Source organism: Citrobacter sp. XY323, assembly GCF_025106035.1.
In the GTDB taxonomy this organism is placed as follows: Bacteria; Pseudomonadota; Gammaproteobacteria; order Enterobacterales; family Enterobacteriaceae; genus Citrobacter; species Citrobacter braakii.
In genome coordinates this window covers 57,741-69,229 of record NZ_JANYUK010000003.1, presented here as the reverse complement: position 1 = coordinate 69,229, position 11,489 = coordinate 57,741, and the positions used below count along the sequence as shown (strand labels likewise).

The window sequence follows — 11,489 nt, the reverse complement described above, 5'->3', positions numbered from 1 at the left end:
AAAGCGCCCTGGTGGCGCTTTTTTTATTTTATCGATAGCTACAATTAATAAAAAATCAAATCGGATTTCACTATCTAATCCGTGATTATCTAAGATGAATCCGATGGAAGCTTTCTGTTTTCACTCGGGTTTTTAGCCGTTTTTGCACAATTCGATGCTTCTTTGAGCGAACGATCAAAAATAAGTGCATTCCCATCAAAAAAATATTCTCAACATAAAAAACTTTGTGTAATACTTGTAACGCTACATGGAGATTAACTCAATCTAGAGGGTATTAATAATGAATCGTACTAAACTGGTACTGGGCGCGGTAATCCTGGGTTCTACTCTGCTGGCAGGTTGCTCCAGCAACGCTAAAATCGATCAGCTGTCTTCTGACGTTCAGACTCTGAACGCTAAAGTTGACCAGCTGAGCAACGACGTGAACGCAATGCGTTCCGACGTTCAGGCTGCTAAAGATGACGCAGCTCGCGCTAACCAGCGTCTGGACAACGCAGCTACTAAATACCGCAAGTAATAGTATCTGTGTAATAAAAATGGCGCACATTGTGCGCCATTTTTTTTGCTCTGAATTTCCCTTCCCTGTTATTGCGTAGCGCGCACCTCTGCATCCTCTCCCGGCACGCCATTCTGTGCAGACTTCACTTCCGCGCCATTGCTTACGACCGACGCTTGCCCGGCCGTTACGGTGACCGGATAGCCCGCACGACGATACAAGGCTCTTTCCACCAAACTGTTATCCACGGCTTTATTGTCTTTAAACTGGGTAAAACCGGCTGGCAGCACATACGGCATGGTCTGGACGTTTTGCTCCTCTTCCGGCGACAGCGGTCGATGCACCTCGACATAGCGCATTCCGTTCGGCTCTATCGAATATTTTATCGGCTCATTAATCACCCGAACCGGCGTTCCTGTCCGGACCTGAGCAAACAGTGCTTTGATGTCCGGCGCGTTCATGCGAATACACCCAGAACTTACGCGCAGTCCCACGCTGTCAGGCGCACTGGTGCCATGGATCAGATATTCACCGTTTCCATGCGCCAGACGCAGTGCAAAGCGTCCTAACGGGTTATTTGGCCCGGCAGGTACTACCGGCGGTAATGTTATGCCGCGCTCCAAAGAGCGTTTACGGATGCCTGCTGTAGGGGTCCAGGTCGGATTCGGGATTTTCTGCCCAACCCGGGTTTCCATTACCGGCGTTTCCAGCCCCTGCAAACCGATACCAATTGGGAAAACCTGAACAATATTCTCTCCCGGCGGGAAGTAATACAGACGCAGTTCCGCCAGATTCACAATAATGCCTTCTCGTGGTGCATCCGGTAGCAGTAATTGCGAGGGAATAGTAATCAGCGTTCCGGGTTTAGGTACGGGGGCAATCGTATTATTGGCTTCAAGGATCAGCATTGCGGCGGTATCAAACTTACGGGCAATCGCCTGTAGGTTTTTATCGCCTTCCTGCACGGTGTAAGTTTGATTTTGCCCAACAAGACGGCTGTTCGCCTGAGGCAAAGGATAATCGACCGCCCATGCGGCCTGAATAGCGCTGTAAGCGCCGATTAGCATTAACGTAATAACAGACGCGCGTTTCATACTCACCCCCCTGGCGTTCCTGCCGGACGGCGTCGAGCGCCCGATCCGGCCTACGAGTCACTGCGTTGCACTACCTCACTCTTTCACGTCGAGCTGAAAATTGACGTGTTTTATCAGTTTAGCTAAGAGTTGCGGCTTTGGTGCGAATAGCCCGAATCATCGCCTCCAGCCCTTGTGAACGAGACGGTGTGAGATGCTGTGCGAGCGCCATTTTTTCAAACCACGGACGCACATCAAAATTCACAATATCCTGGGCCGTCATGCGGTCATATAAAATGAATACGACAGCGATAAGCCCTTTCACAATTGCCGCATCGCTGTCGCCCTGTAATTCAATAATTCCTTCAGCATTCTGACGCATGACAATCCATACCTGACTTTGACAGCCCTGGATGCTATTTTCCGTATTACGATCGACGTCGTTTAATTCCGGCAAACGCTGACCCAGTTCAATAATGTACAGGTATTTCTCTTCCCAATTAGCGCAACGCAGAAAATTACGCAACAACTTTTCTTTATCCGGTAGCGCAGCCATAACGCCTCCCTGTTATCCCAGTAAGTGATGAATACGCTTGAGGCCCGTTACCAGGCGATCCACTTCTTCGTGGGTGTTGTACATGGCAATCGACGCCCGGCACATCGCAGGAACGTTATAGTAGGCCATCAGCGGCATGGCGCAGTGATGCCCTGTCCGCACGGCGATGCCATAGTTATCAAGAAAACTCCCGACGTCATAGGCGTGATGTTTGCCGAGGTTAAACGCAATCACCCCCAGACGATTATCCGGCCCGTAGAGCGTTAAATCCGGCACATCCGACAACTGTTCCAGCGCATAGCGCATCAGGAATTGTTCATATTCGCTGATTTCAGTAAGCCCCAGCGCGGAAACATATTCAATAGCCGCGCCGAGTCCAATAATCCCCCCGGTGTTTGGCGTTCCGGCTTCAAACCGCCAGGGGGCTTTGGCCCACGTCGTCCCCTGGCTCAGGCTCACCGTCGCAATCATCGACCCACCGCCTTCCCACGGCGGCATCTCCTGCAGCAACGACTCTCTGGCATACAGAACGCCAATACCGGTTGGCCCGTAGAGCTTGTGCCCAGAGAAAACATAGAAGTCGCAATCCAGCACCTGCACATCCACCTGATGATGCATAACTGCCTGTGCGCCATCCACCAGCACTTTCGCACCGTATTGATGCGCCAGCTCAATCATCTCAACCAATGGGTTTTCCGTGCCCAGCACGTTAGACACATGGGTAATCGCCAGCAGTTTCGTGCGATCGTCAAACAGCGTCGGCAGCGTTTCCAGTTGCAACGTACCCTCTGTATTGAGCGGAATAACGCGCAGTTCTGCACCTACGCGGGCGCACAACATTTGCCAGGGCACAATATTGGCGTGGTGCTCCATTTCGCTGATGATAATGTTATCGCCCGCCCGCACATTGCTGCCGCCCCAGCTGTTAGCTACCAGGTTGATACCTTCCGTTGTGCCGCGAACAAACACCAGTTCTTCAGCTGAACGGGCGTTGATAAACAGCGAGGCGAGCTTGCGCACATTCTCCATTTTTTCCGTGGCCTGCGCGCTCAGCGTATGGATCCCGCGGTGGACCGCGGCATAGCCGTGACGGTAAAACTCGGCTTCGGCATCAATCACCTGGTTGGGCTTTTGCGCACTGGCGGCGCTATCCAGATACGCCAACGGTAAACCGTTCACTTCGCGCGTCAGGACCGGAAAATCAGCCCGCACTTTTTCAATGGGAAATGTCATGCTACGCCTCCCGGCAAGCGTTGGGCGATCCGTGCCAGGACCTGTTGTTTCAGCGTTTCCTCGCCCAGGGCTTCCGTCAGCTCAGCGGCAAACGCATAGAGAATCATTTGTTGGGCATCTTGCTGGCCGATCCCCCGCGAACGCAGATAGAACATCTGCTCGTCGTCGATCCGCCCTACCGTCGCCCCGTGGCTGCATTTCACGTCGTCGGCATAAATTTCAAGCTGCGGCTTGGTATCCACTTCCGCCAGTTTTCCGAGCAGCAAATTATTGTTGGTCATCTGACCGTCGGTTTTAATGGCGTGCTGAGCGACGTTGATCAGGCCATTGAATACCGCGCGCCCCTTATCGCTGACAATCGTTTTATGCAGTTGTCGACTGTTGCAATATCCCTTGTTGTGCGCAAGCCAGGTGCGGGTATCGCAGACTTCATTTTTCACCGGCATCGCCAGGCTGTTAAGCCGAAGCGTGGTGTTTTCGCCGTTAAGCTGGGTGCTGGTGTTATGGCGCAACACCGCATCACCGAGTAAAAAGCTGTGGCTGGCGGCCGTGGCATCAGCGCCCAACTGAATATCATTATGCGCGAAGTGGTGGCTGAGCGGATTCTCAAACGCCAGTTTGATGTGACGCAAGTGTGCGTTTGCCGCGACGTTCATCGTTAATCGTGCACCGGTAAAATGGCGATATTCGCTGAGGCTGACATAGTGTTCAATGACGGTGGCTTCTGCGCCTTCTGCCAGGTGCAGATGGTGGCGATAGTGCGCCGTATTCACCTCATCGCCCGCCAGCCCCTGGGTAATGTGCAGCAGCAGCAACGGTTTTGCCGGTCGCTGGTTACGCTTCACCTGAATGTGCGTTACGCTGCGGGAGAGGCTTTCGGTCAGGTGCAGAAAGACTTCCGGTTGGATAGCCGCCGGTAGCGACTGGCGCACATCATCAACGGTAATGTTAAACCCGCTACCTTCTGCGCTGTCGCTGAGCGTTGGACAGAATTGCCCGTCAACAAACACCAGGCGGACAGCATCAATAGCCGGCGCTAACGCTTCACACTGGGCGGACGTTATCTCAGTGACATGACTGACAAACTGGCTGTTGGTTAATCCTTCCAACGGCGTGTATTTCCAGTCCTCATGCTTACGCGTTGGCAGTCCCAGACGCAGCATCTGCTGCAGGTGCTGCTGGGCATGGTGCGAGCGCGTCTCCCCTTGCGTTTCAAACAGATGATGCCACTGTTGCAGCACGTTACTGCTGTTCGCTAAGCCAGCCATAACCTTGCTCCTCCAGTTGTTTGACCAGCGTGAAATCGCCGGATTTCACAATTCGCCCCTGGTAGAGAACGTGCACATAATCGGGTTTGATGTAATCCAGGATGCGCTGATAGTGGGTGACAATAATGAATGAACGTTGCCCGTCGCGCAGCGAGTTCACGCCATCCGCAACGACTTTCAGCGCGTCGATATCCAGCCCGGAGTCCGACTCATCAAGAATGCACAGCTGAGGTTCCAGCACCGCCATTTGCAAAATGTCATTACGCTTTTTCTCGCCACCGGAGAAACCAACGTTGACCGAACGCGTTAACAAATCTTCCGGCATCTTCAATAACGCGATTTTCTCTTCCATCAGATCCTGGAAGTCAAACCTGTCCAGCGACTCTTCGCCACGGTAGCTGCGCACCGCATTCAGTGCCGTTTGCAGGAAAAACTGATTACTGACGCCGGGGATTTCTACCGGATACTGAAATGCCATAAAGATCCCTTCACCGGCCCGGTCTTCGGGTGACAGTTCCAGTAAATCCTTACCGTTGAATTCTACCGTCCCGCCGGTGACTTCGTAGTCATCGCGCCCGGCGAGCGTTGCGGAAAGCGTACTTTTCCCGGAGCCGTTCGGCCCCATAATGGCGTGTACCTCTCCTGGGCCAATATCCAGGCTCAGCCCACGCAGGATCGCCTTATCTTCCACACTGACCTGTAAATTTTTAATGCTTAACATGTGCTTTCCTTAAATTTTAACCGACGCTGTGTTCAAGACTTATGGCGAGAAGTTTTTGCGCTTCAACGGCAAATTCCAGCGGCAGTTCAGAGAACACGTCTTTACAGAAACCATTGACGATCATCGAAATGGCATCCTCTTCGCTGATGCCGCGCTGCAAACAGTAAAACAGTTGGTCTTCACCAATGCGCGAGGTCGTGGCTTCATGCTCAAGCTGGGCGCTATTGTTACGACACTCCACATACGGGAAGGTGTGCGCTCCACAATCCGCGCCAATCAGCATCGAGTCGCATTGGGTATAGTTGCGGGCGTTGGTTGCGGTCGGCATGATCTTCACTAAGCCGCGATAGCTGTTTTGACTGTGTCCCGCAGAGATCCCTTTCGAGATAATGGTCGATTTGGTGTTCTTGCCGATGTGGATCATCTTGGTGCCGGTATCGGCCTGCTGGTAACCACTGGTCAACGCGACGGAGTAGAATTCGCCGATAGAGTTGTCGCCGCGCAGAATACAGCTTGGGTATTTCCAGGTAATGGCCGAGCCGGTTTCCGACTGCGTCCACGACATTTTGCTGTTTTCGCCTTCGCACAGAGCGCGCTTGGTGACGAAGTTCAAAATGCCGCCGGTGTTACCGTCACCAGGGAACCAGTTTTGTACCGTCGAGTATTTCACTTCGGCATCTTTGTGGATGATGACTTCCACCACCGCGGCATGCAGTTGGTAGCTATCGCGTACCGGGGCTGAACAGCCTTCGATATAGCTGACGTAACTGCCCTCATCCGCAACCAGAATGGTGCGTTCAAACTGACCGGTTTTTTCCGCATTTATACGGAAATAGGTCGACAGTTCCATTGGGCAACGCACACCTTTCGGGACATAAATAAACGTGCCGTCGGAGGCCACCGCCGCATTCAGCGCCGCAAAGAAATTGTCATTACCCGGGACAACCGTACCCAGATATTGTTTTACCAGCTCAGGGTGATCGTGAATCGCCTCACCAAACGAACAGAAAATAATGCCCTGTTCCGCCAGTTTATCGCGATAAGTTGTCGCCACCGACACCGAGTCAAAAATGGCATCAACCGCCACCTCTTTGCCTTCGCGGACCGGCACGCCAAGCTGCTCAAATGCGTCCTCAACTTCTTTACTTAAAAACGCATTCGCCCCCGTTTGCTGCACCGCGCCCGGCTCAGACGCGCAGGTTTCATCGCAATTACCGCAGGACGGCGCGGAGTAATAACTGTACTCCTGGTAGTTCAGCTTATCGTAATGCGCTTTTAGCCAGTGCGGCTCTTCCATGGTCAGCCACGCTTTAAAGGCATTCAGGCGAAATTCCAGCATCCAGTCGGGTTCATTACGTTTTGCCGAAATCGCGCGCACGACATCTTCGTTAATCCCTTTCGCCAGCTCATCGGTTTGTAGATGGGTGAAGAAGCCCTCTTTGTAATTAAGGTGCCCGCCAGCCCAGGTGTTGACATCGTCAGTTGCTTCAGTATTACGAGACATAGTACCGCCTATACCCCAAAACTTTCGCCACAGCCGCATTCGTTCTGGGCTTTCGGGTTATGAAATTTAAATAGCTGATTTAATCCTTCGCGCACGAAATCGACTTCTGTGCCGTCGATGAACGGCATCGCCTGTAACGGTACATAAAGTCTGGCCCCCTCCGTTTCAAACAGCAGATCGTCTTTTTCCGCCTGGCGAACGGTGTCCAGCACGTAGCCAAATCCCGCGCATCCCGTTTGCTTCACGCCTAAACGCACGCCTAACATGTCGGGTTGCTTTGCCACCAGCTCGCGGATGTGCGCCGCAGCCGCTGGCGTTAACGTCAGACCACGCCAGGCAAAATCGTCCGGGTTAAATGTTCCTGAATGCAATTCCATAGGGTTACCTCGAGTCACTAGCTTTCAAGCTATAACAACATGTTAGTGATAATGATTATCACTTCAACCCCTCAACAGCAGGGGCATTCGGGTTAATCGCCCTTTTTGCCCCCTTTTACTAAGCATAGACCCTGCTGCGTGGGTTAACAGGGATGGATTTTTTTGTTCAATGCATTGATTAATAATGGATTTTAACAATTGAATCGTACAGACAGGTCAAAGGCTAAAAGATGTATAGATAATGTCTATTTAAGTGATAAGTTTTAAAAATTTAATGAAATCATACGACTATTGTATAATCATTAACTTAATCTCTTCTTGTTATAGACAAAAACGGACTAGTTAATCCTCTAAATTGCGCCCCAGCGCGTTTTTGCCCCCCAAACTTCACCCTTTTTCATGCGCCCTCTGCGCGTGATTTATCCAAAACACCACAACGCCTTCCGAACAAAATCGACAGTACGGTTTGCGCGTCTACTTTTAAGATCCTGCTTGATAGCATTACAAAGACTTTCTCAATATCAGAATTAAGCAATATATTTCGCTTCAAAATCTCACTATTCTTATATGTGCACCATTACTATTCTTTTTTAATTCTAAGCTTTTTATTTCTATCATAAATATCAATAAAACATAATAAAAATGTATGACATTTATTGCCTTGCGTATTCATGCGTCATGTCGTTTATTACAGTTTCCTTGCGTATGTGAAATGGAGTTTTAAATGGCTATACCTGCGTATTTGTGGTTAAAAGATGATGGAGGAGCAGACATCAAGGGTTCTGTAGATGTTCGCGACCGTGTGGGGAGCATTGAGATCTTAGGGTTTAGTCATGGCCTGCACCTCCCTACCGACAACAACACAGGGAAAATAACAGGAACACGAGTACACACCGCTCTTATATTTGAAAAGGAGTTTGATAGCTCCAGTCCATATTTTTACAAAGCAGTAGCCACTGGACAAACCCTTAAAGAGGCCGAATTTAAATGGTACAAAATCAATGATGCAGGACAGGAAGTTGAATACTTCAATATGCTACTCGAAACAGTGAAGGTGGTTTCAATTTGTCCTCTAATGCATGACGTGAAAAACGCAGCCACTGAAAAACACAATCACCTTGAAAGTATTGCTCTTAGATATGAACGAATAACCTGGAAACACTGCGACGGGAATATAATATTTTCTGATTCCTGGAGTGAACGGTGATTCGTTGCACATTTCATTTAAACGGTGGGCAGCTATCAAATCTTAGCTGCCCCGGAGTTGGCTTCTTCCCTGCATATTCAGGTAACAGTGGGGAGCATAGAAACAACCCTGAATCGGTAGCAATTAAGGATATCGGGCCGCTTCCTCCCGGTAAATACTATATTGTTTCGCGTCCGAAAGGCGGGATTTTCAGCGCAATTAAAGATTATACTGCGTCAGAGATTAGCGGTTCAGACCGCGATATCTGGTTCGGATTATTCAGAGAGGATGAAAAATTAGATGACGTTACGTTCTATAACAAGGTCAGCCGTGGGTATTTCAGATTGCACCCAGCGGGGTATAATGGCGTCAGTAATGGCTGTATAACTCTTCCCAGTAGAGCTCATTACAACATACTCCGGGAAGCACTTTTAAGTACTCCACAAATGCTGATTACCCCCAGCCTTCGTGCATACGGCACTATTCAGGTGTATTAATGAAACATATTAAAAAAGTCATCACATGGTATTTATTTGCAATATCTTGGGTTTGTTTTTTTTATTTATTTTCAAATATTTACCTGAAAATAAATTATTTGATTTAATCTATCCCGATGTGAAAGAGATGGACCCCAGCGTCTGGGACAATACACACATGACCGTTATCTTTATGGGCGCATTATTATTGAACGGAATTTTTATATTGTTCATGTCGATGATAATGGAAAGATGCAAAAATTAAATGAAAATGCTTAACAGTGGGACTTCAGTCCCACTGTTTTCAGTATCGAACCTACCCCACTGCCAATTTAGGCGAGTTCACATTCCACAACTCTACTGGCTGGCAACAAGGTCATCTAGTCAGTATGCGTCGTTGATAGCCAGTTGCCTACAGCACTGTCCTCAATCGCAAGGCTGGTTAAAGAAAATTCTTTAGATTTAGATATATACTCATTTTACAGAATTACTATCTATTTAGAGATACGTAGGAATGACGGGAGGGAAAAAATTCAAATTATGAACAAACAACAAAAAACCCTTAAGGCTGCTTGCTGGCAGGCTTAAGGGTTCCGGCCCCATCCGGCGCTTATCTCCGGCACTCACGATGGCTTAGCTCTTGAAGGGGCGATAAGAATAATCTCACTTCCGGATATGTTTTGTTTAACACAAATTGCGATTTGACTATTTTATAAGCGTATTCAATCAATTATTAGGCGCTGTTTTTCACTGAGCGCGTCCAGCAACAGGCGCAGTCCTGCAGGCTGATGCTCCCGCGAAAGATATAAACCATAAATTGGCAGGCTTTTTGGTTGAAGCTCGGGCAAGAGTCTAACCAGCTTTCCCTGTGCCAGCCCTTCCCGCGCCTCCAGTTCCGGCACCAGCGCAATACCCGTTCCCGCCAACGCCGACTCACAGAGCAACGAAGAGATCCCGGCGCTCAAATTGCCTTTAATCGCAACAGCGGCAGCCCGCCCCTGGGCATCCAGAAAGTGCCAGGATTTTCCGGCAAACCCGCTATAGTAGAGACAATTATGCCGCGTAAGGTCGTCGATAGTCTCAGGGGTGCCATGCTGATGCAGGTACTCTACAGACGCGCACAGTACCGATTTACAGTCGCCAAGGCGACGGGCGATAGTTCCAGGTTCAGGATTTTCCGTTATACGGATCGCCACATCAATGCGTTCTCCCACAAGGCTTACCGGTTGATTATTGATCTCCACCTCGATACGCAGTTGCGGATACTTCGTCAGAAACGCGGGCAGTACCGGCGCTAAAATATGCATAGCTGTAAAATGCGCACAGGCCACACGTAGCGTGCCAGAGGGAGTTTGCGCGGCGCTGGCGGCACCAATATCCAGCGAAAGCTGCGCCAGAGAACGCGTTTTCACTAATGCCTCTTCACCCGCTGGCGTGATCGTCAGACGGCGCGACGAGCGATGGATAAGCCTTGCACCCGCCCATTTCTCCATCTCGTCGAGGTAACGACTGACCATCGGACGGGAAAGCCCCAGCGCACGCGCGGCGGCGCTCAGACTGCCCAAATCACAGATATGGTTGAATACCGTTGCCGCCATCACTCTGTCCATTGCATCCCATCCGATCGTTTTATGAAACTCAGCATGTCCTAATAAGGGAATTCTAACAGATCCGAATTTCCTTAAAATACAGGAACTATCAAAAGACAATTTCCTGCACAAGGATACCTGGCATGAAAGTTAAAACGCTGGCCCTGCTGTTACCTCTGTTCGCCTCTTCAGCCTTTGCCGCGACGCTACAGCTGGACGTCTACAATCCACAGGACAAGGCTATTTTCCCGGTCTCTTCAACGCTGGTTTCAGGACCGAAAGAAGCAATATTGTTTGACGCACAGTTCAGTACTAAAGATGGTGAACAGCTGGTGCAGATGATTCGCGCCAGCGGTAAAACGCTGAAGGCCATCGTGATCACCTCCGGCGATCCGGATTTCTATTTCGGACTGCAGCCTATCGTCAAAGCCTTCCCACAGGTAAAAGTCCTGGCAACACCGCACGTAGTAGACCATATCCGTGCCACCAAAGAGGCCAAACTGCAATTCTGGGGTCCGCAAATGAAGGATGGTGCGCCAACATCGCTCACCGTTCCGCAAGCGACAACGCAAACGCATTTCACGGTTGATGGTGAAACGCTGGAGCTGCGCCACCCTAATGATTATGCAGCCTACGTCTGGATCCCGGCGAACCGTGCCATTATTGGCGGTACCGGCGTGGCGTCTGGTATACACGTCTGGACGGCGGATACGCAATCTGCAGAACAGCGTAGCGCGTGGCGTAGCGTACTGAGCGAAATGCAGAAGTTACAACCCACCCAGGTGGTCCCGGGGCATTACATCGGCGAACGCCCTGCGGGCGATAAAGCGATTCGCTTCACACAGGACTATCTGCAATCGTTTGAGCAGGCGTTAGGGGCGAAGAAAGGTTCGGATTATGTGATTAAAACCATCACCGCGGCATGGCCAGGTCTTGCAGACGCAAGTTCTCTGGAGCTAAGTGCGAAGGTTAATACTGGTGAGATGAAGTGGTGATCGAGATTTAACGCA

At 50.2% G+C, this 11,489-nt stretch carries 12 protein-coding genes; 4 read left to right on the top strand and 8 right to left on the bottom strand.

The features are described 5' to 3' along the window. The first annotated feature begins 280 nt into the window (after nt 1-280). Nucleotides 281-517: a murein lipoprotein Lpp gene (gene lpp, locus N0B36_RS06145; protein ID WP_003029373.1), complete on the top strand. Its 237-nt coding sequence runs from the start codon at nt 281-283 to the stop codon at nt 515-517. A gap of 68 nt (nt 518-585) precedes the next feature. Here lpp and N0B36_RS06140 read toward each other — a convergent pair whose 3' ends face one another. The 7 genes from N0B36_RS06140 to sufA all read right to left on the bottom strand — a co-directional run bounded on the left by N0B36_RS06140 (nt 586) and on the right by sufA (nt 7,228). Beyond that, nucleotides 586-1,590, bottom strand: a complete 1,005-nt coding sequence (locus N0B36_RS06140; RefSeq protein ID WP_016152911.1) for a L,D-transpeptidase family protein — start codon at nt 1,588-1,590, stop codon at nt 586-588. A gap of 118 nt (nt 1,591-1,708) precedes the next feature. After that, complete coding sequence (sufE, locus tag N0B36_RS06135; protein WP_103766237.1) at nt 1,709-2,125, bottom strand: cysteine desulfuration protein SufE; 417 nt, start codon at nt 2,123-2,125, stop codon at nt 1,709-1,711. 12 nt (nt 2,126-2,137) lie between these two features. Further along, nucleotides 2,138-3,358, bottom strand: coding sequence for a cysteine desulfurase SufS (sufS, locus tag N0B36_RS06130; RefSeq protein WP_259686192.1), 1,221 nt, complete (start codon nt 3,356-3,358; stop codon nt 2,138-2,140). Beyond that, nucleotides 3,355-4,626 (bottom strand): Fe-S cluster assembly protein SufD, encoded by a 1,272-nt coding sequence (gene sufD / locus N0B36_RS06125; RefSeq protein ID WP_200046535.1) that lies wholly within the window; start codon nt 4,624-4,626, stop codon nt 3,355-3,357. The genes sufS and sufD overlap by 4 nt, the downstream gene beginning before the upstream one ends. Continuing rightward, nucleotides 4,601-5,347: a Fe-S cluster assembly ATPase SufC gene (gene sufC / locus N0B36_RS06120; protein WP_016152907.1), complete on the bottom strand. Its 747-nt coding sequence runs from the start codon at nt 5,345-5,347 to the stop codon at nt 4,601-4,603. The genes sufD and sufC overlap by 26 nt, the downstream gene beginning before the upstream one ends. A 16-nt stretch (nt 5,348-5,363) precedes the next feature. Next, complete coding sequence (sufB, locus tag N0B36_RS06115; RefSeq protein WP_016152906.1) at nt 5,364-6,851, bottom strand: Fe-S cluster assembly protein SufB; 1,488 nt, start codon at nt 6,849-6,851, stop codon at nt 5,364-5,366. 8 nt (nt 6,852-6,859) lie between these two features. Then, the gene (gene sufA, locus N0B36_RS06110; RefSeq protein WP_016152905.1) at nt 6,860-7,228 is read right to left on the bottom strand and encodes a Fe-S cluster assembly scaffold SufA; all 369 of its coding nucleotides are present in this window, start codon (nt 7,226-7,228) and stop codon (nt 6,860-6,862) included. Between the two features lie 724 nt (nt 7,229-7,952). Between sufA and N0B36_RS06105 the strand changes: the two genes are divergently transcribed. Together N0B36_RS06105 and N0B36_RS06100 are read left to right on the top strand one after the other, a co-directional pair. Continuing rightward, entirely contained in the window at nt 7,953-8,435 is a 483-nt protein-coding gene (locus tag N0B36_RS06105) for an Hcp family type VI secretion system effector (RefSeq protein WP_016156368.1), read from the top strand. Continuing rightward, a complete protein-coding gene (locus N0B36_RS06100) occupies nt 8,432-8,911 on the top strand; it encodes a DUF2778 domain-containing protein (RefSeq protein ID WP_181220490.1) in 480 nt (159 codons plus the stop codon). The genes N0B36_RS06105 and N0B36_RS06100 overlap by 4 nt, the downstream gene beginning before the upstream one ends. A gap of 701 nt (nt 8,912-9,612) precedes the next feature. Here N0B36_RS06100 and N0B36_RS06095 read toward each other — a convergent pair. Further along, entirely contained in the window at nt 9,613-10,500 is an 888-nt protein-coding gene (locus N0B36_RS06095) for a LysR family transcriptional regulator (protein WP_029139523.1), read from the bottom strand. Between the two features lie 122 nt (nt 10,501-10,622). Between N0B36_RS06095 and N0B36_RS06090 the strand changes: the two genes are divergently transcribed. After that, a complete protein-coding gene (locus N0B36_RS06090; protein ID WP_101700835.1) occupies nt 10,623-11,474 on the top strand; it encodes a Vmh family MBL fold metallo-hydrolase in 852 nt (283 codons plus the stop codon). The last annotated feature ends 15 nt before the right edge of the window (nt 11,475-11,489 follow it).